General features: G+C 72.8%; 20 protein-coding genes. 2 read left to right on the top strand and 18 right to left on the bottom strand.

Annotated features, from left to right (window positions below):
- Positions 1–13: 13 nt before the first annotated feature.
- Complete coding sequence (locus OO60_RS04090; RefSeq protein ID WP_003095879.1) at positions 14–454, bottom strand: DUF6294 family protein; 441 nt, start codon at positions 452–454, stop codon at positions 14–16.
- 188 nt (positions 455–642) lie between these two features.
- On the opposite strand from OO60_RS04090, the gene OO60_RS04095 reads away from it, so the two are divergent.
- Entirely contained in the window at positions 643–2,760 is a 2,118-nt protein-coding gene (locus tag OO60_RS04095; RefSeq protein WP_033260786.1) for an AfsR/SARP family transcriptional regulator, read from the top strand.
- 57 nt (positions 2,761–2,817) lie between these two features.
- On the opposite strand, the gene OO60_RS04100 is transcribed toward OO60_RS04095, so the two are convergent.
- The 14 genes from OO60_RS04100 to OO60_RS04165 form a co-directional block, all read right to left on the bottom strand.
- Positions 2,818–3,168, bottom strand: coding sequence for an STAS domain-containing protein (locus tag OO60_RS04100; RefSeq protein ID WP_033260787.1), 351 nt, complete (start codon positions 3,166–3,168; stop codon positions 2,818–2,820).
- Between the two features lie 44 nt (positions 3,169–3,212).
- Positions 3,213–6,113, bottom strand: a complete 2,901-nt coding sequence (locus OO60_RS04105; RefSeq protein WP_033260788.1) for a beta-galactosidase — start codon at positions 6,111–6,113, stop codon at positions 3,213–3,215.
- 42 nt (positions 6,114–6,155) lie between these two features.
- Positions 6,156–7,130, bottom strand: coding sequence for an arabinan endo-1,5-alpha-L-arabinosidase (locus OO60_RS04110; RefSeq protein WP_004561329.1), 975 nt, complete (start codon positions 7,128–7,130; stop codon positions 6,156–6,158).
- A gap of 83 nt (positions 7,131–7,213) precedes the next feature.
- Positions 7,214–8,236 carry a pectinesterase family protein gene (locus tag OO60_RS04115; protein WP_004561330.1) on the bottom strand — a complete coding sequence of 341 codons (1,023 nt, stop codon included), beginning with the start codon at positions 8,234–8,236 and terminating at the stop codon, positions 7,214–7,216.
- A gap of 7 nt (positions 8,237–8,243) precedes the next feature.
- Positions 8,244–9,014: a pectate lyase gene (locus tag OO60_RS04120; RefSeq protein WP_004561331.1), complete on the bottom strand. Its 771-nt coding sequence runs from the start codon at positions 9,012–9,014 to the stop codon at positions 8,244–8,246.
- 210 nt (positions 9,015–9,224) lie between these two features.
- A complete protein-coding gene (locus OO60_RS04125) occupies positions 9,225–10,613 on the bottom strand; it encodes a pectate lyase family protein (RefSeq protein ID WP_240490917.1) in 1,389 nt (462 codons plus the stop codon).
- Complete coding sequence (locus tag OO60_RS04130; protein WP_004561333.1) at positions 10,603–11,550, bottom strand: DUF6807 domain-containing protein; 948 nt, start codon at positions 11,548–11,550, stop codon at positions 10,603–10,605. Before OO60_RS04130 ends, OO60_RS04125 begins: the two co-directional genes overlap by 11 nt.
- Complete coding sequence (locus tag OO60_RS04135) at positions 11,547–12,767, bottom strand: Gfo/Idh/MocA family protein (protein ID WP_004561334.1); 1,221 nt, start codon at positions 12,765–12,767, stop codon at positions 11,547–11,549. Before OO60_RS04135 ends, OO60_RS04130 begins: the two co-directional genes overlap by 4 nt.
- 13 nt (positions 12,768–12,780) lie before the next feature.
- Entirely contained in the window at positions 12,781–13,905 is a 1,125-nt protein-coding gene (locus OO60_RS04140; RefSeq protein ID WP_033260789.1) for a Gfo/Idh/MocA family protein, read from the bottom strand.
- Positions 13,902–14,480, bottom strand: a complete 579-nt coding sequence (locus tag OO60_RS48150; protein ID WP_033260937.1) for a DUF624 domain-containing protein — start codon at positions 14,478–14,480, stop codon at positions 13,902–13,904. The genes OO60_RS04140 and OO60_RS48150 overlap by 4 nt, the downstream gene beginning before the upstream one ends.
- A 5-nt stretch (positions 14,481–14,485) precedes the next feature.
- Positions 14,486–15,331 (bottom strand): carbohydrate ABC transporter permease, encoded by an 846-nt coding sequence (locus OO60_RS04150; protein WP_033260790.1) that lies wholly within the window; start codon positions 15,329–15,331, stop codon positions 14,486–14,488.
- The gene (locus OO60_RS04155) at positions 15,328–16,305 is read right to left on the bottom strand and encodes a carbohydrate ABC transporter permease (protein ID WP_033260791.1); all 978 of its coding nucleotides are present in this window, start codon (positions 16,303–16,305) and stop codon (positions 15,328–15,330) included. The genes OO60_RS04150 and OO60_RS04155 overlap by 4 nt, the downstream gene beginning before the upstream one ends.
- Positions 16,306–16,308: 3 nt before the next feature.
- Positions 16,309–17,601: an ABC transporter substrate-binding protein gene (locus tag OO60_RS04160; RefSeq protein WP_244885483.1), complete on the bottom strand. Its 1,293-nt coding sequence runs from the start codon at positions 17,599–17,601 to the stop codon at positions 16,309–16,311.
- A gap of 210 nt (positions 17,602–17,811) precedes the next feature.
- Positions 17,812–18,999 carry a Gfo/Idh/MocA family protein gene (locus tag OO60_RS04165; RefSeq protein WP_004562422.1) on the bottom strand — a complete coding sequence of 396 codons (1,188 nt, stop codon included), beginning with the start codon at positions 18,997–18,999 and terminating at the stop codon, positions 17,812–17,814.
- A gap of 287 nt (positions 19,000–19,286) precedes the next feature.
- Here OO60_RS04165 and OO60_RS04170 point away from each other — a divergent pair, with 287 nt between their 5' ends.
- Positions 19,287–20,270 carry a LacI family DNA-binding transcriptional regulator gene (locus OO60_RS04170; RefSeq protein ID WP_004562423.1) on the top strand — a complete coding sequence of 328 codons (984 nt, stop codon included), beginning with the start codon at positions 19,287–19,289 and terminating at the stop codon, positions 20,268–20,270.
- On the opposite strand, the gene OO60_RS04175 is transcribed toward OO60_RS04170, so the two are convergent.
- The 3 genes from OO60_RS04175 to OO60_RS04185 are packed head-to-tail and all read right to left on the bottom strand — an operon-like array spanning position 20,267 to position 23,731.
- A complete protein-coding gene (locus OO60_RS04175) occupies positions 20,267–21,505 on the bottom strand; it encodes an FAD-binding protein (RefSeq protein ID WP_004562424.1) in 1,239 nt (412 codons plus the stop codon). The genes OO60_RS04170 and OO60_RS04175 overlap by 4 nt on opposite strands.
- A 39-nt stretch (positions 21,506–21,544) precedes the next feature.
- Positions 21,545–22,660, bottom strand: a complete 1,116-nt coding sequence (locus OO60_RS04180; RefSeq protein WP_004562425.1) for a serine hydrolase domain-containing protein — start codon at positions 22,658–22,660, stop codon at positions 21,545–21,547.
- Positions 22,661–22,690: 30 nt separating this feature from the next.
- Positions 22,691–23,731, bottom strand: coding sequence for an Lrp/AsnC family transcriptional regulator (locus OO60_RS04185; RefSeq protein WP_033260794.1), 1,041 nt, complete (start codon positions 23,729–23,731; stop codon positions 22,691–22,693).
- Positions 23,732–23,736 lie beyond the last annotated feature (5 nt).

A 23,736-nucleotide genomic window follows, 5' to 3' on the forward strand; every position in this document is an offset into this window, starting at 1 on the left:
TCTCACCCCGTCCTCAGCAGCTCGAGTGCTGGATCGTCTTGAAGATGTCGACAGCGCTGAAGAGCGACGCGTCGAAAGTGAAGGGCTTGCTCCACGGGTAGCGCGGCGGCGGGTTGCCGTCGTTCATCCGCGGGCTGTCGAACGTGCCGGCGTGGAACAGCTGCGTCCCCGCAGTGGTCTTGAAGTCGAAGCTGGAGTGCCAGACGTCGCCGGAGTGCGTCTGGAAGGTCAGCGTCGTCGCGCTCCAGGTGCCCGTGCCGTCCGAGCGGATCACGATGGTACCGTTGTCCTGCTCGCAGTCTCCGACGTGCAGCTGGCCCCACGTCGCGCTCTTCACCTCCAGCACCGCCGCGGAGTGCGCCGGCGCCGCCTGCGCCGGGACACCCGACAGCGTGGCCGCCCCCGCCGCCGCGGCGGCGAGAACCGGTGCGAGACCCCGAATCGTGCGTTTCATGGACGTCCTCCCGAAGAACCGGTGGTGCGGACCCCTCCGGTCCGCAGCGCCGAGACTCGCAGCGCCCATCGACAATCCGTCGACAGTTCGTCGACGGAGAATTACCGCGCTGTGGGACGTATCCCCGGCGGCGCCGGTCGCTCTTGTACGCCGAAGCGCGCGCCACACCCGCGCGCGGAGGGGCGGGCATGGGCGGGGTGGACCTCCGGGTGCTGGGACCGTTCGAGGTGCGGGTCGGCGGCGAGCCGCGGGACGTCGGCGGGCCGCGCCTGCGAGCCCTGCTGGCGGTGCTGGCGGCGGAGGCGGGCCGCGTCGTCAGCGTTCCCGCGCTCGGCCGGGCGCTGTGGGGCGAACAGGCGCCCGCGCACGCCGACCGGACCGTGCGGACCTACCTTTCGCGCCTGCGCGGCACGGTGGACTCCGGTGTGCTCCGGACCCGGTCGCCCGGGTACGTGCTGCACCTGCCGCCGTCGGCCCTCGACGCCACCCGGTTCGAACAGCTGGCCGCCGAAGGACGCCGGGCCCTGGCCGCCGGGGAGCCCGCCGCCGCGCGGGGGCAGCTGGCCGGCGCACTGGCGCTGTGGCGCGGCGGCGCGTACGAGGAGTTCGCCGACGTCGAAACCCTGGCGGCGGAAGGGATGCGGCTCGACCGGCTGCGGCACAACGCCGTCCAGGACCGGATCGACGCCGACCTCGCGACCGGCGAGGACACCGGCCTGATCGCCGAGCTGGAGACGCTGACCGCCGCGTTCCCCGGGCACGAACGGCTGTGGGCGCAGCTGATGACGGCGCTCTACCGGGCCGGGCGGCAGGGTGACGCGCTCGAAGCGTTCCGCCGGGCCCGGCACGGCCTGATCACCGCGTCCGGGGTGGAGCCGTCGCCGGTGCTGGCGCAGGTGCACCGCCGGGTGCTGGCCCACGACCCGGCGCTGCTCGCGGTCCGCGCCGAGGCGGTGGTGACCGTCCAGGACGACGCGCTCGCCGCCGGCGAGCACGCGCTGCTCGAGGACGGCGACCTCCGGACCGGCCGGGAGCACTTCGAAACCGCCTACGTCCGGGCCGAGCGGACCGGCGACGCCGACACGCTCGCCCGCGCGGCCCTCGGCCTGGGCGGGGTGTGGGTGCACGAGCACCGGACGTGCGCGGCGTCGGCGTCCCTGCTGACGCGGGTGCGGTACGCGCTGGAGCGGGTGGATCCCGGGTCGTCGCTCGGGCACCGGCTGCAGGCGCGGCTGGCGGCCGAGCTGGACTACGAAGCCGGCACGCACGAGCGGATCCTGGCGGTCGCCGGCCGGACGCGGGCGGCGGGCGACCCGGTCGCGCACGCCGAGGCGCTGAGCCTGGCCCACCACTGCCTGCTCGGCCCGGACCACACGCAGCTGCGCCACGCGCTCGCGACGGAGCTCGTCGCGGTGAGCGGCCACTCCGGGCGGCGCACCGACCTGGTGATGGGCGTGCTGTGGGACGCCGTCGACTCGTTCCTCGCCGCGGACCCGCACGCGGAGCGGCGCCTCGGCGAGCTCGACGACCTGCTGGCCGAACGCAAGCACCTGGCGGCGGGGTTCGTGGCGGACGCGCTCCACGTGATGCTGCACATCCGGGCCGGCCGGTTCCGCGAGGCCGAAGCCGGGGCTCAGGCGTGCGCGGAGGTCGGGCAGGCCGCGGGCGACTTCGACGCGCTCGGCTGGTACGGCGCGCAGCTGGTGGCGATCCGGTGGTTCCAGGGCCGGCTCGGGGAGCTGGTGCCGGTGCTGGACGGGCTGATGCATTCGCCGACGCTGAGCCCGATCGACAACTCGTACTACGCGGCACTGGCCGTGGCGGCGGCCTCGGCCGGCGACCGCCGGACGGCCGCGGGCGCACTGGCGCGGCTGTGCGGCGACGACCCGGGGGCGCTGCCGCGGTCGAGCACGTGGCTGATTTCCCTGTGCGGCGCCGCGGAAACGGCCTACCTGCTGGACGACCACGCGACGGCGGCGCGGATCCACGAGCTGCTGCGCCCGTTCGGCCACCTGCCGGCGATGGCGAGCCTGGGCATCGCGTGCTTCGGGTCGGTCCACCACCCGCTGGGCACGACGGCCCTGACGGCCGGCGACGCGGACCGCGCGGTGACGCACCTGCGCGCGGCGGTCCGGCACAACCTCGCCCTGGCCCACTGGCCGGCGGTGGTGTTTTCCCGCCGCCGGCACGCGGAGGCCCTGGTCCGCCGGAACGGCCCGGGCGACACGGCGGCCGCGGAACGCGAGCTGGCCGCGGCCGACGAGGAGGCCAGGACGTTCACCGGGCCACCGGTCACCGCGCGATGACCCGCTCCTCCAGCGGACCGCACAACACGACCGCCGCCGGCCAAGGGCCCCCGCCGGTCACTGCGCGATGACCCGCTCCTCCAGCCGGAACAGCGGGGCGATCGCCGCGTTGTCCAGCGCTCGCCGCACCACGCGGGACGGCTTGAGCGCCAGGTCGATTCCCGTTTCCGCGCAGCGGGTCCGCAGCCTGCCCAGCGACGCCACCCCCGTCACACCGCAGAAGCCGACCCCCAGCAGGTCGACCACCAGGCGTTCCGGGGCCGCCGCCACCGCGCGGTCGAGTTCGGCGTCGAGGCGGGGGCACGTGGCCATGTCGATTTCGCCGGTGACCGTGACCCGCAGTGTCCCGGGCCGGGGTTCCGCGGTCGTCGCGGTTAGCAGCAGGGCGGACGGGTCGAGAGCGCTCATCGGCGAACTCCTTCACGGCGGGGACGGTCGCAAGTGATCACCGCCTACCCACCCGCAGGGGCGGCGAAACCCGGCGAGGTCACCGGCCGGACCGGCACGCCGCCGCGCGCCGAACCCAGGTCCGTCAGCACGACCCGCTCCAGGCCGTTGCCCGCGCCGCCGTCGCTGGTCACCGCCAGGGCCACGGTGTTGCGGCCGTGGGCGTCGAGGATCCCGTCCGGCAGCGCGAAAGTGTGCTGCGGGCCGACGTCCCCGATGTACTGGCCGACGTTCCAGCCGTTCAGGAACACCAGCACCCGGTAGCGGCCGCCGGACCGCGGCTTCGCCGGGTCGCCGATCGTCAGGCCCACCGACGTGTCCTGACCCCGCGGCACCCGCATCGAGAACGTCGTGCGGTACCACGTCGTCCCCGGCGCGGCGGCCGGTGCCGGGACGGCCGCCGGTGTCCAGTCCCGGTCCGGGAAGCCCGGCAATGACCAGCCCGCGCGCTCGCCCGCGAGACCGCCGTTGTTCAGCGGGCCGCGCACCGGATCGGCCGTCCCGCCCCGCAGTTTCCACGCCACGCCGTCCGGTGACGCCGAAATCAGGCCGCGTCCCTCCTTGTGCGCGTCGTTGACGCCGCCGTCCTCGTTGTGGCCGTTGTTGCGCACCATCACCGAAAGCACGTGCGGGCCGTCGCCGCGCAGCCCTTCGGGCACGGTGAACGCCGCCGTGCCGGTCGTCGGCGGCGCGGCCAGCCCGGACGGCAGGACGTGCTCGCCGAGGTACTGCCCGTCCAGCCACGCCTGCAGCATCCCGGCGCCCCCGCCGCCGTAGCGCAGGCTCACCTGCTCCCCCGGCGGTCCGGTGAACCGCCCGCGGTACCAGACGTCCCCGACGCCGAAGCCGTAGTCGTCCGCGGTCAGCACCGGCTGCCCGGCCGGGGGCGGGGTGGTGCTGTGCGTCGTGGTCCGATCCGCGGCCGGCCACGCCGAGTCGTCGTAGGCCGGGTCGGCCTCCGGTGAACCGGGGGCCGACCGCCAGCCGGTGAGCTCGGGCAGCCGCGGGTCGGCGGGCCCGGGCAGCGGGCGGACGGCGAGCAGGCTGCCCGAGGCGGTGGGCCGCACCGGCACCGGAGTGCCGTTCCAGGTCACCACCGGGCCGCGGGCGCCCCAGACCTCGAGGTCGCGCGGCGCCTTCGTGTCCCCGGTCAGCGCGGTCCGGAAGCCGGTGCGGGCGGTGCGCACCAGGTCCGGCCCGCGCACGAGCACGCCCGAGTCCAGCCAGAACGTGCCGGCGGTGGCGTCGTCGGCGAGCAGCAGCGTGACGGGCGGGCGGCCGCCGCCGCTGATGCGGACGCGCGCCAGCCCGTCGTGCCGGTAGTCCAGGCGCAGGTCGTGGCCGGTCCAGGTCGTGGTGACCGTCCCGGACAGGACGTCCACCCGCGGCCGGGACGCGTACCGCAGCACCGTCTGCCCGTCCTCGCCCGGACGGCCGTGCAGCAGCACGGTTCCGGCGGCCTGGGCCATCAGCTCGGACGTCGAGTACACCAGGTGCTGCCCGGCGACGTCGAAGTTCGCCACCAGGTGCTTGGCGTCCTGGCCGGTCAGCCGCAGCGGCACGGTGTATGCACCATCCGATGTGGACAGCAGGAACGTGAAGGAGTCGTCCGTCGTCGCGTTCGACGGCGAGTGCACCGCCAGGTAGAAGTGGACGCCGGTGTCCGGGTTGACGTTGTGGTAGACCTTCACCGCGGCCGACGACGGCGTCACCGGCTCGCCGCGGTCCATTTCGGCCAGATCCGGCACGGTGCCGAGGAAGTAGCCCAGCTCCTTCATCGTCAGCGCCTTGGGCCGCAGCTGACGTCCCTCGTCGATTGCCGCACCGTAGTCGTAGGAGGAGTAGACCACCGGCGCCGGCAGCCGGCCCCACGAGGTGCCGCCGAAGGTCATGTAGAAGTTCTGGATCGTCAGGCCGTTCGCCAGGTTGGTGCCGTAGAAGACGCGCTCGTAGCCGGGGCCCTCCCGGACCGCGGTGCACGGGTAGGTGCCGTTGCTGCCCCAGTAGTCGAACCAGCCGCCGCCGAACTCGGCGGCGAATCCCGGGGTGTCCGGCGACGCGCTCGCGCCGCCCTTGGCCCCGCCCGGCCCGTAGGTGCCCCAGTCCGGCGCGGCGTTCGGGTTGCCGGGTGTCGCGTCGGTGCGGCACGTGCCGCCGGGGTAGCCGTCGAAGGCGTACAGGTCGACCTTGCCCGGCACGGTGCCGGGCACGCCGGAGCCCGCCGGCACCCAGATCCCGTTGCGGCCCTTGTCGTTGTGGAACACCGGGACGGTGATGCCGTCGGCCCGGACCCGGTCGTACAGGTGCGCGACGTAGTTCTGCTGCGCGGTCCCGGTCGCCGCCAGCTCGTTCTCGATCTGGTAGAGGATCACCGGCCCGCGGCCGTCGGTGTACTGGTGGCGGGCGATGATCCGGTCGATCTGCGCCAGCCATTCGCCGGCCGCCGCGAGGTAGTCCGGCGCGTCGCTGCGCGCCCGGCCGGCCTGGGTGCTCAGCCACGCCGGGAACCCGCCGCCGGTGACTTCGGCGTTGATGTACGGCCCGGGCCGCGCGATGACGTACAGGCCCGCTTCCGCGGCGAGGTCCAGGACGCGGTCCATGTCCCGGACGCCGGTGAAGTCGTACACCCCGGGCGCCGGCGAGTGGTAGTTCCAGTCGAAGTAGATCGAGACCGCCGTGTAGCCGGTGGCCTTCATCTTCTGCAGCACGTCCCGCCAGAGGTCCGGGCTGGGCAGCCGGAACGGGTGGAACTCCCCCGACCAGACGATCTGGCGGCGGCCGTCCAGCATCAGCGAGTACTTGTCGAACGTGACCCGGTGCTTCGCCGGTGGCGCAGCCGACGCCGGTGCGGCACACAGCCCGGTCGTGATGAGCAGGGCGAGCAGGAACGACAGGAACCGGCGCATGGACTTCTTCCGATCGGCGAGGTATAGGGCGTTATACGGAAGTCAGTACACGTACGGCCAGCCGGCGCTGTCGTAGCCGATGAGGTTGATGCCGAGCTTGCCCGTCAGCGGCGTCGCGTCCGAGTGGTAGTAGTGGTAGATCAGCACGTCGGCGTCCGAGTCGTGCAGCACGGCCACGTGCCCGGGGCCGTGCACCGCGCCGTGGCTCGCCAGGATCTGCGTGCCGCCGCCCGCGGTCATCCGGACCCCGTTCCGGTCGGTGTACGGGCCGGTGATCGACGTCGAGCGGCCGGCCATGACGCGGTAGGTGCTCTTCGTGCCCTGGCAGCACAGGTCCCACGAGACGAACAGGTAGAAGTAGCCGCCGTGCTGGACGATGTAGGGCGCTTCTTCGGCGGACGTGCTGCCGGTGCGCTGGGCGATGCTCCGCAGCGCGGTGTCGCTCGTGCTGCGCTTGCCGGTGGCCGGGTCGAGCCGGATCATCTTGATGCCCGTCCACCAGGAGCCGAAGCTGAGCCACCAGCGGCCGGCGGTGTCGGCGAACAGGTTCGGGTCGATCGCGTTGTGGTCGTCGCTCGCGCTCGTCTGCACGACGATGCCCTGGTTCGTCCAGCTGCCCGGGAGGCCGGTCGTGCTGGTGGCGAGGAAGATCGCCGAGTTGCGGGAGCCGAGCGAGGAAGCGGCGTAGTAGAGGTAGTACCTGCCGTTGTGGAACGAGATGTCCGGCGCCCACAGGTATCCCGGCTTGGCCGGGTCGGTGAAGGGCGCGGTCCACGGTGCGCCGTCCGGCCAGACCGAGCCGATCTTCGTGAAGTGGATCCGGTCGGTGGAGCGGCGGATCTGCAGGTACTGGTCGGTGGAGTAGAGCAGGTAGCTGCCGTCGGCCGCGCGGATCATCGACGGGTCGTGTACCGCCTCGACGTCCCCGGTGACGTACCCGGGGTCCGGGTAGGCCGCGGCGGGGGCGCCCAGCAGGACGGCGGCGACGGCGAGGGCCGGGAGGCGGCGCAGGCGCATGGGTGTCCCAAAGTCGAGTGTCAACCGTGCCAGGTCGTGAGTGGTAAGGCGAGTTAGAACACGCCTTACCACTCACGACGGTGTCAGTGCACGGGGTTCCACCCGTCGCCGCCCGCGAGGTACTTCTGCGCGGTGTAGGTCCCGGCCTGCGCGGCGGGCAGCTGCGGCCGGTCGGTGCCGGTCCCCGCGCCCGGGCCGGTGTTGCGGTACTCGGAGAACCGCGCGTCCCTCCACGAGAAGCCCGACATGTCGGTCCACGGCGCCGCCTTGATCGCCGCCGGCAGGGCGGTCTCGCGGATCAGGACCTGCGCGATGGCGTCGACGTCCCCGCTGGGGTGCCACGGGCGCCCGAGGTAGAAGCTGGCGTTCGCGGCCGAGCTGAGCACGCGGCTGCCGACGATCAGGAAGCCGTACGGGTTCGTCCGCCGGGTGCTGGCCGCGGTCAGGAACCCGTTGTTGCTGCTGGAGCCGCGGTCGAGCGCGGTGATCGTCGCCCGGTCGAACACGGCGGTGGCGCGGCCGAAGAGGAAGTCGACGTCCCCGCTGATGGCGCAGTTGCGGTAGTACTGGCGGCCGATCGTGCCGACGGCCGCGGTGTCGGCGTACAGCGTGTCCTGGTGCCCGAGGAAGGTCACGTTGTCGAAGACCATCCGGTCGCCGGTGGTCTTGACCGCGACCGCCTGGGTGTCCTTGATCTCCGGGTGGGCGCCGCGGTCGAAGGAGTTGCGGAAGGTCAGCGCGGACGCGGTGAAGCCGTTCGCGGCGATCGTGGCGGTCGCGCTGCCGGACGTGCCGTAGGTCGAGCCGTCGGGTTTCTTCGTCCCGCTGGCGTTGTCGTAGTCGACGACGACGTCCGCGGCCTTCCCGGTCGTCCCGCGCAGGGTGATCCCGGTCTTGCCCGACGGCACCGAGATCACCTCGCGGTAGGTACCGGGTTTGACCGAGATCGTGCCGCCCGCCGGGACCGCGTTGATCCCGGCCTGGACGGTGGTGTAGTTCCCGGAACCGTCCTTGGCCACGACGACGTTCGCCGCCGCCGCACCGGCGGCCGGGGCGGCCAGCGACGCCCCGGCGAGCACCGACGCGGTGAGCAGGGTCTTGAACATGACGCCCCTATTTGTAGGTGATGTTGGCGGCGGTGTAGAGGCAGTTCGCCGCATCCGGCCCGGTGCCGATCTTCGTCGGCTCGCCGCTGGTCACGCCCTGGTACTTCTGGCAGGGCTCGATCTTGCGGCCGGAGTCGCCGACGATGGTGATCCGCGTCAGCTTCGCGGTGTCGCCGTAGTTGGTGTTGATGCCGACGAGTGCCTTGCCGGGCACGGTGGCGGTGACGTTGTCGACGACGACGTTGCGCTTGTACTGCGTCTTGCAGTTGCCGCAGGAGCGGTAGAGCTTGCCGAAGTCGTTGACCTGGAAGTTGCGGATGTACATGGTGCCGGGCCCGTTGTGCTGGAACACCTTGTCCGACGCCTTGCGCGCGCCGCCGCCGTCGATGGTCATCGTCTGGGAGGCGGAGGTGCCCTTGAAGGTCGCGGCGTCCTCGCCGACGTCCTCCCACCACACGTTCAGCAGCGTGCAGGTGCCCAGGCAGTGCACGCCGTCGGCGGCCGGGCTGCCGAGGACGACGTTCTTCAGCGTGGTGCCGTTCGAGAGCTCGAAGATCGGGCTCTGGTTCTCGTCCTGGCCGCCGGTGCCGAGGTCGCCGGTGCCGTAGAACCGCTTGAGGCCGCCGTCGTAGGTGCCGCTGGTGACCTTGATCGTCTTCGGCACCGGGACGCTGCTGCCCGGGCTCGGCCAGGAGGCGGCCGACGCGGTGGCGCCGGTGCCTGCCGCCGCCGAAACCACGAGCGCGGCGACCGCCGCCACCCGGATCATCCGGGACATCGCTGGGGAAACCATTCGTCACTCCCTGGTCCTGGGCTTCAATCGGCGCTGACGGAAAACGTCCGACCGGGTTGTGAAAGCGCTTTCTCGATCCCGAGTTTCGGGTCGCGGCGCGGGCGTGTCAATGTCGTTCGCCGCAGCGGCACGCATGTCGCCCGGATGGTCGCCACCGGCCGCGGTTTTCAGAAAACGCCGAAACTGTCGAAGGGTTCAGCGGCCGGGCCCGGCCCCGGCGAGCACCAGCGCGGGCACGGCCCACGCGGGATCGAGGCGTTCGACGAGAGACGGCGTCCAGCCCACGTCCGAACCCAGATCGGGGTCGTTCGCCGCGTTGTATTCGGCCAGCAGGTCGACCGCACGCGGCCACCGGCCGCCCTGGGCCACCAGCGTGCCGGTCGCGTGCAGGACGGTGCCCTTCCAGTAGTGCACCAGCTGCCCCAGCGGCACCGCGGCCGGGATCCGGAAGAAGTTGTTCTGCGCGTAGATCCGGGACTCCACGCCGACGCCGAGGGAGTACGTGTAGGCGGCCGGATCCCCGACCAGGTAGAGGTTGTCGTACACGTGCACCTGGCCGTACCGCACCCGCGGCGCACGCTGGCCGATCTCGGAGAACAGGTTGTGGTGCAGGGTGACCCGCAGCTTGCCGACGTCGTAGGTGGGCTTGTCGGTGTTGCCGATCAGCATGGTCTTGTCGTGGTCGTGCAGCCGGTTGTACGACACCGTGACCAGGTCCGAGCCGTTCACGACGTCGAGCAGCCCGTCGTGGACCTCGTACTTGCGGCCGAAGTACGAGGGCTGCTCGTCGTTCCCGCCGTCGCTGAACTCGTTGTGGTCCACCCAGACGTGCGTCGCGCCGACCAGGTCGACGTTGTCGTATTCGGAGTTCCAGTTGCCGTCGGCGGTGTCGAGGGGATCCCACTGCGGGAAGCAGTCGTGGGCGTCGGCGAGGTGCAGGTTCCGCAGGATGACGTTGTCGCCGGTGACGCGCAGGGTCAGCCCGTGCAGGGTGGCGTGGTCGCCGAGCCCGACGATCGTCGTGTTCGATCCGACGTCGAGCACGACCTGCTTCGCCTGGTTGGCCTGCGACCGCGCGCGGGCTTCTTCCAGCGGCCCGGACGGCGGCACTCTCCCCCACGTTGCCGGGTCGTAGGCCGCCAGGTACGCCGGCAGGGTGTACGCCGGGTCGGCGAAACTTTCACAGCTCGCCGGGCGGTCCGCGGCGTCGACGTTGCCCTCGACCGTGCCGCGGACGTAGACGATCTTCGGCGCGCCCGGGTTCGCCGCCAGCGCGGCCGCGAGCTCGGAGCGCTTGCTCACCGTGCGGACGTCTCCGGGGGCCGCGGCCGCGCCGCCGGTGGTTCCGGTGGTCGCGGCGGCCCAGCCGTCGTGCGCACCCAACACGACCCGCCCGGGGTCGCGGCCGTGGGCCTGGGCCTGGGCCGGTGCCGCGGTGAGCGTGAGTCCGAGCAGGGCGGCGCACCCCGCGAAGGCCTTCCAGCGCACGGTGCCGATCCGGCCGGAAGCAGGCCGTCCCCCGCGCGGAAAGCAGCCGTCGCCGGCAAGGCGTTCGGCCGTGGCTGTGGTCGGATCAGCAACCATGGGCACAGCAGCTCCTTCGGTCGGCCGCCCGGGCCGCGAGCTCGGCCAGCCGGGCGGTGTCCGGGGCGCCGTCGATGACGACGACGTGGTGGGTCAGCGTCAGCTCCGCGTCCGGCTCGAGCAGCCACGGCCGGTGGTAGGTGGCGGCGAAGCTGACCACCGGGAACGGCTCGGCCCGGACGTACCAGGCCGTCGGGTGGGCCGCGTTCGCCGGGCTGTCGGCGAACAGCAGCGTCGAGGTCCGCAGGCTTTCGTCGTGCCGTCCGGTGAAGGCCAGCCACGGCGCCCGGTGCCCCATCGCGTCGGCCGCGGTCCGGCCGTCCGGCGTGCGGACCGTGCCGCCGACGAACGAGCGCGGCCCGCGCCAGAACAGCCCGCCGTAGCCGGCGGTGTCGCGGCCTTCGGTGACCGGGCTCCCCCACCGCAGCTCGTGGCCGCTGGTGTTGCGCAGCCGGCTGGACCAGGTCAGCGTCCAGTGGCCGCCGTCGGCCGAGACGTCGCCGAAGCGCAGCGTGCGGTGTTCGGTGAGCCAGCGCCGTCCGGCCGCGGTGCGCCAGGCCAGTTCGTGCCGCAGCTCGCAGTGGCCGCCCGCGCCGTCGAGGTGCTCCCAGCGGACGTGGCCGATGGTGCCGTTGTTGTCGAGCGGGGTGTAGCCGCGGCCGCGCACGTAGGTGCGGCCGCCCCAGAAGTTCTCGCCCGAGAGGTGGGCCATGGTGAACTGCAGGCCGTTGTGCCAGGTGTGGTCGTGCGGCCGGACCGCGGTCACGGTCTCCCCCGCGGTGGTGCGCAGCGGGTGCAGGTACGGCTTCGGCGAATCCCCGGCCGGGGTCGGCGGCACGACCACGTACTCGGCCAGGACGACGTCGCCGAGGCGGACCCGCACCCGGGCGTCGTCCGCCGGGTCCAGCGACAGGCCGCCCACGGCCGCCCGGCTCACGCCGGTTCCCCGATCTCGCCGAGCAGGTCCGTCACCGCGACGGGCCGGCCGGTTTCCAGGGACCGGTTCGCGGCCAGCCCGGTGAGCAGGGCCTGCAGGCCGGCGTCGTGGTCGGCGGCGCAGCCGAGCGGGTCCGGTGCGGCGTCGCCGAGCAGCTCGGCGAGCATCCGCTCGTCCCCGCCGCCGTGCCCGGTGCCGAGGGTCACCTCGAGCACGGTCTCGGGTGGTTCCCAATGCCGTTGCACGGTCAGCCGGGCGCGCCCCGGCTCCGGCCGCGGCTCGGCGCCGGCGGGGTACTCGTTCTCCCGGACGTCCAGCTCCAGGCGCCCTTCGCTGCCCGAGAACGCGACGCGGTAGCCCTCTCGCGGCGAATACGCGTGCAGGTGGTAGTTCAGCACCGCCCCGCCGCGGAAGCGCACGAGCACCGACAGGTCGTCCTCGATGCTGACACCGGGCCCGAACACGTCCTGGTTGCGCACGTAACCGTCCTCCCGCTCGGCGTCGCGGTAGAGCGCGCGCAGCCGGGGTGAGGCGTCGAGGTCCAGCGCGAACCGGTCGCTGCGGTGGCCGGTCTTGTCGCCGTAGAAGAACAGGCGGCCCAGCGCGAACACCGTCTCGGGGCCGCTGCCCAGCCACCAGTTGACCAGGTCGAAGTGGTGGCCGGACTTGTGCACGAGCAGGCCGCCGGAGTGGGCCTTGTCCCGGTGCCAGCGGCGGAAGTAGTCGGCGCCGTGCGCGGTGTCGAGCAGCCAGCCGAACTCGACCGAGCCGATTTCCCCGATCACGCCGCCGGCCAGCAGCTCGCGAACCCGGCGGTGCACCGGGTTGTACCGGTAGTTGAAGGCGACCCGCACCGAGCGGCCCGTCTCGCGCCGGGCGGCGAGGACGCGCCGCGCGCCTTCGACGTCGGTCGTCATCGGCTTCTCGGTGACGACGTCGCAGCCCGCCTCCAGTGCGGCGACGACGTAGTCCGCGTGCGTGTGATCGGGTGTGCACACCACGACGACGTCGATGCGCTCCTTCGCCAGCATCGCGGTGAAGTCCTCGGGCCGGTAGGCGGGGATGTCCGTGCCGAGCCAGCCGTTGTGCACCCGCATCCGGGTTTCGCTGGAGTCGCAGAAGGCCGCGAGCACGGCCCGCGGCGACGCGGCCAGTGCCCGGGCGAACAGCTGGGCGCGGGAGCCCAGGCCGACGATCGCGTGGCGACGCACCGCCATCACCTCTCTCGTTTCAGGCGCGCGTACCGGCGCCGGTCCAGGGCAGGGCGAGTTCGGAGAAGAGTGCGAGCCGGTCGGCCGCGGTGTCGACGGCCCGGTCGACACCCGGCACGACGAAGTGCCGGTCCGGCCCGGCGCCGACGGCCCGGACCCACCCGGCGGGCAGCGGCCGCGGCTCCGGCGCGTCACGGACCGCCGCCACCAGCGCGGTGAACGCGCGGGTCGCCGCCAGCGGGGCCAGCAGCGGCTCGCCGTCGCGGAGGTGGGCGGCGAGGTTGGCGAGCAGGTCGCGGGGCGGCCCGACGGTTATCTGTCGCTTTCGGACCGTGACCAGGTCTGTTTTGTAGTGCCAGCGGATCCGGCCTTTCGTGCCGTGGACCAGCACGTACGGCTCGTGATCGGCTTCGGCGTCGAGGGTCGCGACGACGACGACGTCCGGCGCGCCAGTGAACCCGAGCCGCGCGCAGGCCGTGTCGTCGGACTCGATGTCCCGCGCCCGGTACAGCTCGACGGAGACGCGTTCCGGCAGGTCTTCGGCGGTGCCGTTGACCAGCAGGGCGGTGGCCACGGCGTGGGCGAACGGGTTGGTCAGGGCCCCGTCCACGACGGGCAGCCCGCCGACGCGACGGCGGCCCGCCCACTCGGCGCGCGCGAAGTAGCGGTCCCGCCGGATCCACGCCCCGGCGGCGGCGATCCCGGTGACCGTGCCGATCTCACCGTCCGCGATGGCCCTTCGCACGACGGGGACGGCGGCGGAGCCGAAGCTCTGGAAGCCGGTCTGGCAGGCGCGGCCGCGGGCGAGGGTGGTGAGTTCGTCGAAGGCCGCGAGGTCGAGGACGGGTGGTTTTTCGACGAGCAGGTGGCAACCGGCGGCCAGGGCGAGTTTCGCGAGGGGCAGGTGCGTGTGCGGCGGGGTGGCGACCACGGCGATCTCCGGGGTGGTGCGCGCGAGGAGATCGGCCGCGTCTTGGGTGAGCACGGCGCCTTCGGGCAGCAGCACGCGGGCCTCGTCGGGCGGCTCGCGGATGTCGCAGGCACCGGCGAGGACCAGGTCGCCACGGTCGTGCAGGGCGCGGGCGCGGCGCAGGTGGTGGGCGGCGTACCCGGCCGTGCCGAAGACGACGGCTGTCGGTGTCATCGGCGGCCGCCGGTCGCGACCGCGGCCAGGGCGAGCGGCCCAGCCACGACGAGAGCGAGGATCGGCAGCATCCAGACGAGCAGCACGGCCATGCCGACGGCGGCGGCGAGGAGCAGGCTGTTCTTGGGGTCCGCGGCGGTTTCCCGGGCGGCGGTCACGAAGGCGTGGCGCCAGACGGGGGTGCGCGAGGCAGGGGCCGGGCCGCTGGTGGCCACCACCTCGCACGTCCGGACCGCCACCACCACCCCCGCCGCCGCCAGCAGCCACAGCGCCGGGCGCAGCACCGGTGCGCCCGGCAGCTCGGCCACCACCTCGAGATCCACCGCCAACGCCACCACCGCCGCGAGGCACCCGAGGCCGAACACCACCCCGCCCCTCGCCGCCTCCCGGAAGTCCGCCCAGAAGGTCGTCCACAGTGGACTTCCGAGGTCGCGCCGGGTCCGGTCGAGCAAGCGGCAGGCCGCCGCGAACGCCGGGCCCGCCGTCACCACCGGGACCGATGCCAGTGCCACCAGCAGCCCCGCCAGCAGGCAGTCCGAAAAGTCGCCGAGCCCGGTTCGCCACTGGGTCCGCATCGCCGTCACCCCTTCAGGCCGCTGGTGCTGACGCCTTCCACCAGCAGCCGCTGGAAGGCCAGGAAGAACAGCACGATCGGGACCAGCGCGAGCGCGGACATCGCGAACATCGCGCCGAAGTTCGACTCGCTGCTCGTGTCCACGAACAGCCGCAGCCCGAGCGGCACGGTGAACTTCTCCGTGTCGTTCAGGTACACCATCTGCGTGAAGAAGTCGTTCCACGTCCAGATGAACGTGAAGATCGACGTCGTGACCAGCGCCGGTTTCGACAGCGGCAGCACCACGTGCCAGAACGTGCGGTACACCGAGCAGCCGTCGATGATCGCCGCTTCGTCGAGCTCGCGCGGGATCCCGCGCATGAACTGGACGATCAGGAACACGAAGAACGCCTCGGTGGCCAGCAGCTTCGGCAGGATCAGCGGCACGAACGTGTTGACCAGCCCCGCCTGCTGGAAGATCACGTACTGCGGGATCAGCGTGACGTGGTAGGGCAGCATCAACGTCGTGATCATGAACGCGAACAGCGCGCCCCGGAACCGGAACTTCAGCCGCGCGAAGGCGAACGCGGCCAGCGAGCACGACAGCACGTTCGCCGCCACCGACAGGCCGGCCACCAGGAAGGAGTTGAGGAAGAACCGGCCGAACCCGACGTCCGCCGCTCCTTCCCAGCCCTTCGGGTAACCGTCGAAGACGAACCGCGTGGGCAGCAGCGCCAGCCGGGACAGGATCTCGTCCGGCGGCTTGACCGACGCGAACGCCAGCCACACCAGCGGGTACAGCACCACGGCGACGATCACCAGGCACAGCACGTGCCACCCCGCCGAGCGCGCGCTTCGCGGCAGCACCGTCATTTCCGGTCCTCCGCATCGTCGTAGAACACCCAGAGCTTGGCCGTGCGGAACACGATCGCCGTCACGATCGCGATCACCGCCAGCAGCACCCACGCCATCGCCGACGCGTAGCCCATCCGGAAGTCCTGGAAGCCGACTTCGAACAGGTAGAGCGTGTAGAACAGGTCCGCGTCGGCCGGGCCGCCGCGGCCGCCGCCGATGACGAACGCCGGGGTGAACGCCTGGAACGCGTGGATCGCCTCCATCACCAGGTTGAAGAAGATCACCGGCGACAGCATCGGCAGCGTGATGTGCCGGAACCGGCGGAACGCGCCCGCGCCGTCGATCGCGGCCGCCTCGTGCAGCTCCGCCGGGATCTGCTTGAGCCCGGCCAGGAAGATCACCATCGGCGCGCCGAACTGCCACACGCCCAGCAGCACGATGGAGGCGAGGCTGAACTGCGGGTCGTCCACCCAGCTCGGGGTGTGCCAGCCGAAGAACGCCAGCACCTCGTTCACCGGGCCGCCGCCCATGAACAGCGCCCGCCACACCAGCGCCGCCGCGACACTCGCGCCCAGCAGCGACGGCGCGTAGAACGCCGCCCGGTAAAAGCCGCTTCCCCCGCGGCGGGCGTTGAGCAGCATCGCCACCAGCAGCGACACCGTCAGCTTCAGCGGCACCGAGACCAGCACGTAGATCAGCGTGACCTTCACCGACTGCAGGTAGCGGTCGTCGCCGGTGAACATGTGCGCGAAGTTGCCGAAGCCGACCCACTTCGGCGCGGTGAACAGGTCGTAGTCGGTGAACGACAGGTACAGCGAGACCACCATCGGGCCGACGGTCAGCGCCACCGCGCCGAGCAGCCACGGCGTCAGGAAGGCGAACGCCTCCGGCTGGCTCTTGCGGCGGCGCCCGGCCGGTCGGTCCTTGCGCCGGACGCGCGTGGCCGACGCCGGGGGCGCGACCGGCGGGTCCGGCGTGCGCGGGGTCGTCATCGGCTAGGACAGTCCCTTCTGCGCTTCGGTCATGAACCGGTTCACCGCGTCGTCGAGGCTCATCCGGCCGAACGCGACCTCTTCGTACGTGCGCTGGAGGAGCTTCTGGATCGCCCCGGCACCCTTCGGCGGCACCGGCGGTGCGGCCCCGAGCTTCGGTTCGAGCGCGGCTTCGTAGTCGTAGAGGGTCTTGTCGTTGCCGCTCGCGGTGGCCGCCAGCTGCGCGCGGACCTTCAGGTTGGGCGCGAGGCCCCGGTCGGTGCCGACGATCTTGCCGACCTCCGGGTCGTTGATCAGGAAGTCGACCAGCTTCGCCGCCGCCGCCTGCTGCGGGCTGCGCGCGGACACGGCCAGGAACATCGCCGGGCGCCGGTACTGCCCGGTGTCGCCGTTCGTGCCGCTCGGGTACGGCGCCACGTTCAGCGGCTTGCCGTTCGCCTTCTGGTACGCCGGCAGCAGGTTGTCGTAGGCGAACTCCGAGCTCGTCAGCTTCTTGCCGAGCGGGGACTGCTCGGGCGAGGTGTTGTAGGACGCCGTGACGTCGGCGGGCGAGGCGGCCTTCGTGTCGCGGAACCGGCTCGCCAGCTGCCAGTAGCCCCGGAGGTCGTCGGCGGTGAAGCCGAGCTTGCCCTCGGCGGTGTAGAACTGCTTGCCCTGCTGGCGCAGCCAGATCTCCAGGGTCGTGTCGAGGATGCCGAAGTCGGTCACCCCGCGTGCGGTGCCCGCCGTGCCGACCTTGCGAGCCACCTCGGCGTACTGGTCCCAGCTCATCCCCTTCGCCGGGTCGGCGCCGGCCGCGGTGAACGCGGCGGGGTCGTAGATCATCGCCGGGGTGTTCTGCGCCCACGGCACGGCGTACCGCTTGCCCTGGTAGACGCCGGTGGCCGCCAGCTCCGGGTTGACGTCGGCGAGCGAGATCGCCTTGCCCGCACCGGAGTTGAGGTCGGCGAGGACGTTGCGGCCACCGTATTCGGCCAGGTAGCGGCTGTCGACGTTGAGCACGTCCGGCGGCTTGCCCCCGGCGGTCTGCGTCGCCAGCTTCTCCCAGTAGGCCGCATACGCCGAGAACGACGTCTGCACCTTGATGTCCGGGTTCTTCTGCTGGAAGAGCTCGACCGCCTTCTTCGTCAGGTTCGCCCGCCCTTCGCTGCCCCACCAGACGAAATTGATGGTCACGTCGCTGCCGCCGCCGGAGTCCGAGCCGCAGGCGGCCACCCCGGTCAGCAGCAGCGGGACCACCACGGCCAGCGCGGCGGCACCCCGTCCCCTGGTCCTGCGCTCAGTTGTCCGCCCCATCGAACTCTCCGTCCTCAGCGTGTCAGCACTTTTCTGAAAACGCTGTCAGCGCGCTCACGGTAGGCAGTGCGCAACACGTGTGTCAACGGGCAAACCGTCGCAATAGCCCTTGTGCAGCAATGCTTTCAGCATTCAGCGGGCAGCGTCAGAAAGCGCTTACTCCGACCGGTTCGGCGACCGGGCGAGCAGCGCTGGAAAGCACCGGCAGCGTCAGCCGGTGCGTTCGGCGGGCGCCGCCGGGCGGGCGGCGTTCGCCCACGGCACGCCGATTTCGGAGAACAACGCCAGCCGGTCGGCCGCGACGGCGACCTCTTCGCCGATCCCGCGCACCACCGGGTGCCGGCTCGCGCCTTCGCCGACCGTGCGGATCCAGCCCGCCGGGATCCGCGACGGCGACGGCGCGTCCCGCACCGCCTCGACCACCGAGGCGAACGCGCGTGTCCGAGACAGCGGCGCGAGCAGCGGCACCCCGGCCGGGTCGCGGTGGTGGGCGATCAGGTTGCGCAGCAGGTCGGCCGGCGGGCCCAGGTGGACCCGCTCGTCGTCGACCTCCAGGCGGTGGCTCTTGTACCAGAACTTCGCGCGCCCCTCGACGCCGTGCACCACGACGTAGGGCTCGTGGTCCTGCTCGGCGCACAGCGAGGCGGCGACGACGATCTCGGGGCCGTCGCCGAACCGGATCCGCAGGCAGGCGGTGTCGTCGGCTTCGATGTCGCGCGTGCCGTAGAGCTCCAGCGCGATCTCCGCCGGGTCGCGGCCGGCGACCCCGCCGACCAGCAGCGCGGTGGCGACTGCGTGGGAGAACGGGTTCGTCAGCGCGCCGTCGACGACGGCCTCGCCGTCGAGCCAGCGGCGGCCGGCCCACGGGTTGCGGCGGTAGTAGGCGTCGGTGCGGATCCACGCGCCGGCCGCGCCCACGCCGACGACGTCCCCGAGCTTCCCGCCGTCGATCGCCGCCTTCAGGACGGGCAGGGCCGGGGAGCCGAAGCTCTGGAACCCGGTCTGGCAGGCCACCCCGGACTCCGCGGCCAGCCGCGTCAGCGTCGTGAAGCCGTCGAGGTCGAGCACCGGCGGGGTTTCCAGCAGCAGGTCGCTGCCCGCGCGCAGCACCGCGCCGCCGACCCGGACGTGCGCGTGCGGCGGCGTCGCGACCACGGTGATGTCGGGGCGGCAGTGGCGGAGCAGGTCCTCGACGCCGGGGTGCGCGGTGCCGCCCTCGGGCAGCAGCGCGGTCGCGGCGGCGGACGGCGGCCGGACGTCGGCCATCCCGGCGAACCGGACCAGGCCCTCGTCGTGCAGGATGCGCGCCCGGTGCAGGTAGCTGAACGCGTAGCCGGACGTGCCGACGACGGCCAGCCTCGGCGGGTCCGCCACGGTGCGGCTCCGGCTCCCCGACATGGGTCTCCGATCGGCGGGACCCGGTGCGGGCCGCGCGGAACTGACGAATGGGTCAGGAGTTCGGGAAAATCTTCCGCTCGTCACCGTAGGGCGTTCGCGACGAGGGTGTCAATATTCGGGACACCGCCGTCGAATTCATCGAATTGCGGGTACTCCGAACGGAGGTGGCCGTTTCCAGATAGCGCTTACTGGAATCGTCTGCATCGAGTTGCAGGGTTTGCAGGATTTGTTGACAACGCAGGCAGGGAGTTTCCATGATGTGGCTCGGAGCCTGCCGAGGAGTTGCCGTGACCGTGACCATTCACGACGTCGCCCGCCGGGCCAACGTGTCGATCTCGACCGTGTCGCGGGCGTTCACGTCCCCGGACCTGGTCCGGCAGCAGACCCGGACCCGGGTGCTGGCCGCGGCGCACGAACTGGGCTACCACGCGGCAGGCGCGCCGCAGCCGGTGCCCGCGGTCCGCACCGGGCACATCGGGATCGTGGTCTCGGACCTGGGCAACCCGTTCTTCACCGGCGTGCTCAACGGCGTCCAGGCCCGGGCCCGGCAGGACGACATCGCGGTGCTGTTCGCCAACAGCGACGAGGACCCGGCGACCGAGCAGAACCTGGTGCGCCGGATGGCCAAGCAGGTCGACGGCGTGGTGCTGTGCAGCCCGAGCATGACCGACGACCAGCTGCGCGCGCTGGCCGGGCAGACGACCCTGGTGCTGCTCAACCGGGAGGTGCCCGGGATCCCGTCGATCGTGCTGGACGCCGCGGACGGCATGCGGCAGGCGATCCAGCACCTGGCCGCGCTGGGCCACCGCCGCTGCGCCTACCTGGGCGGGCCCCGGGCGTCGTGGGCGAACCGGGCCCGCCGGCAGGGCCTGGCGGAGGCGGTGGCGCGGCACGGCACGGACGTCGTCGAGTTCGGGCCGTTCCCGCCGGTGTTCGAGGGCGGCCTGCAGGGCGCGGACCTCGCCCTCGCGGCGGACGTGACGGCGATCGTGGCCTACAACGACCTCGTGGCCTTCGGGGCACTGGCGCGGCTGAACGCCCGCGGGGTGCCGGTGCCGGACGAGATCAGCCTGGTGGGCTTCGACGACCTGGTCTTCGCGGCGATCTCGGCGCCCCCGCTGACGACGATCGCGATGCCGACGGAGGCGGCGGGCCGCGCGGCGGTGACGATCCTGCTGGACCTGCTCGACGGCGAGGCCGACGAGCACACGGCGCAGGTGCTGGACACCTACCTCATCGTCCGCGCCACCACGGCGCCGCCGCGGGGTTAGCCGCCGAAGACGTGGCGGCGCAGGAACGGGTTCCGGAACTTCCCCCGCGGGTCGAGGGTTTCCGCCAGCGCCCGGAAATCGGCCAGGCGCGGGTAGCCCGACGGGACGCCGTGGAAGAGCTTGCCCCAGTGCGGGCGCGCGCCGAACGGGGCCAGGCGCTCCTCGAGCACCGGCAGCACCGCCTCGACCTCGGGCTGCCGCGGTTGCCAGGTGAAGTGCAGGGCCACCCGGTCGCCGCCGTGGCAGGGGCTCAGCCACAGCTCGTCGCCCGCGATCGCGCGGATTTCCGAGACCAGCAGCAGCGGGGCGACGAGGGCACCGATCTCGCGGACCGCCCGCACCGCGGCCGCCGCGTGCTCGTAGGGCACGAAGTACTCCGACTGCAGTTCGTCCCCGACGCTCGGGGTGAACGCCAGCGCGAAGTGCGGGAGCCGCTCGTGCCACGGCCCCGGCACGCCCTGCTGCGGCGTGCAGTTGCCGGCGGGGATCCCGGCGGCGTGCGCCGGGTGGCGCGGGCCGTCCGCGGGGACCGCGCCGAACAGGCTGGCCCGCTCGGTGAAGTCGTCGACACGGCTCTTGAGCCACACCTGGTCGATCGTGCCGTTCGCCCAGTTCGTGAACATGCTGACGCTGTAGCCGGCGTCTTCGATCTCGTCGAAGTGCCGGTCCACGGCGTCCCACGGCAGGCCGTCGAAGACGTCCTGGCGGACGTCGAAGGCGGGCACCACGTCGAGGGTGAGCCGGGTGACGACGCCGAGGGCCCCGAGCCCGACGACCAGGCCGGGGAACTCCGCGTCGGCGCGGGTGAAGGTCCGCAGCTCGCCGTCGGCGGTGACCAGCTCGATCCCGGAGACGGCCGCGGCGAGTCCCGGCTGCCGCCGTCCGGAGCCGTGGGTGCCGGTCGCGACGCTGCCCGCCACGGTGATGTGCGGCAGCGACGCCAGGTTCGGCAACGCGAAGCCTGCGTTGTGCAGCTGCTGCGCGAAGTCGCCGTAGCGGGCGGACCCGCCGACGGTCACGGTGCCGTCGCCGATTTCGACTCCGGCGTCGAGCGCGTGCAGGTCCAGCAGCACCCCGCCCGGGGAGTCCGCGATGGCGTTGAAGCAGTGCCGGCTGCCGAGGGCCTTGACGTGCGCCGCCGCCACGACGGCTTCCTGGACCTCGGCGACCGTCCGCGGGGTCGTGACCGCGTCTGCGCCGTACGTGAGGTTCCCGGCCCAGTTCGACTCGCCCACCCGCTGTGTCCTTCCGCCGTACGAAATCCGCTTCCGACCCTACGCGGCGGCCGCGCGCCAGAAGTCCCGCAGCCAGCCCGGCGGCACCGGGTTGTCCTCGCCGACCTGGGTCAGCAGGATGGCCACCGTGCCGGTGGCCGGCACGACGTGCGCGGTGGTGCCGGTGCCGCCGACCCACCCGTACCGGCCCGGCACGCGCCACGGCTCGGTGGCGGCGATGTCCACCACGCCGCCCATCCCCCAGCCCTGGCCTTCGAGGAACAGCGCGCCGATCTCGCGGTGCGCCGCGGTGGTGTGGTCGGTGGTCATCAGCCGGACGGCCTCGGGCGTGAGCACGCCGGCGCCCCCGGCCAGCAGCATCCGGCCGAAGGCCACCCAGTCGCCCGCCGTCCCGGCGAGGCCGCCGCTGCCGAGCGGCAGCGCGGGCATCGTGCGCCACTGGCCGTCCGGCGGGTCGGCGAGCACCAGGCCGGCCGGGGTCCGCTTGTAGAACGCGGTGGCCCGTTCGGGCGCGGCCACGAAGGCGGTGTCGGCCATTCCCAGCGGGGCGAAGATCCGTTCGGCGAGGAACTCGGGGAACGACTGCCCGGACGCGCGGGCGACGAGCACGCCCTGGAGCACGGAACAGGTGTCATACAGCCACGCTTCCCCCGGCTGGTACGCCAGGGGCACCTCGGCGAGCCGCGCGAGCCAGACGTCGGGCTCGGGGAAGCTCTGCACCTCCCGGCCGTCGCCCTGCACGGGGAACAGCGCCTGCACGGCCGGGAGCGAGAAGTCCGACGGGAAGCCCCAGCCGGCCTGGCTCGTGAGCACGTCGAACACCGTGATCGGCCGCTTCGCCGGGACGACGTCGCCGACCGGGCTCGCCGGGGTGCGCACGACCTTCGGCTCGGCCAGCTCGGGCAGCCAGCGGCCGATCGGGTCGTCGAGGGCGAGCCGGCCCTCGTCGACCAGCACCAGCACCGCGGCGGCAGTGATCGGCTTGGTGATCGACGCGAAGCGGAACAGCGTGTCTTCGGTCATCGGGCGGCTGCCCTCGACGTCGACCGAACCGACGGCCACGACCTCCCGGCGGCCGTCCCGGTCCACGATCGCCACCGCACCGGGCAGCGTGCCGTCGTCGACGTGGCTTTGCAGGGTCTCGCGCAGGCTCATGATCCTCCCCAGGGTCGCCCCGACCCTAGTTCAGCGGGCCGGGATGATCGCCTGGTGGGTGCCGCCCAGGCCGTGCGGGCTGAGCAGCCGGCCCATCCGCTTCGGCATCCGGAGCGTGATCGCCCGGTCGAGGACACGCGCGCCGGGGGCGGCCGCGGCCAGCCGCCGCTCGTAGCCGGTGCAGTCACCCGGCTCGCGCAGCCACGCCGAGACGACTAGGTTGCCCTCCCCCACCACCGCGGCCGACAGGCGCGTCTCCGGCAGCTGCGCGATCGCCGGGCCCGCCCGGTCGAGGTCCGCGGCCGCGACGTCGAGCCGGTAGCCGGCGATCACCGGCCAGCCCGCCGGGACGTGCGCGAGGTCGCACCGGAAGTCCAGTTCGTGGTTGCGCAGCATCCGCGCCAGCGTGCGCCGCACCGCCGACTCGCTCATCCGGCAGTCGCGGGCCAGCTCGGCGTAGCTGCGGCGGCCGTCTTCGCCGAGGGACTCCACCAGCGCGCGCAGGTCCCGGTCGTTCCACTGCTGCGGCACGACCAGCCGGGCCTGCACCGCGGTGTCGTCCAGCACCGCCCGCTGTTCCGGGGCGAGCGCGTTGACCAGCCAGCCGCTGCCCTCGCGGTAGACGCGGGTCGCGACGGCGAAGCGGACCTCCCGCACCCCGGGCAGGGTGCCGATGCGGCCGGTGACCAGCGCGTCCAGCGCGTCGAGGTCGCGCGCGGCCAGTGACAGGAACAGCGCGAACCGGCTCGTCGTGCGCTCGACGCTGAACACCGGCGGCCAGCCGCACAGCTCGCGGGTCAGGCCGCCCAGCGCGTCCGGGCGGCAGGCCAGGTCGACGTAGCCGACCGTCGTCGTCGGCGCGGTGGCGTAGGCGGTGAGCCAGGCCAGCCCGGCCGCCTGCAGGCGGTCCCAGCGGCGGGCCGCCGTCGTGGCGTCGGTGCCTACGGCGGCGGCGATGCGCGTCCACGGCGCCCGCGGGTCCCGCTGGAGGGCCTCCACCAGCGCGAGGTCCGACGCGCTCAGCGCCGGGCGCCCCGCCGCTTCCGGCGGCGCACCCGGCGAAACGGCCATGGCGC

This window comes from Amycolatopsis vancoresmycina, from assembly GCF_000716785.1.
Lineage (GTDB): Bacteria > Actinomycetota > Actinomycetes > Mycobacteriales > Pseudonocardiaceae > Amycolatopsis > Amycolatopsis vancoresmycina.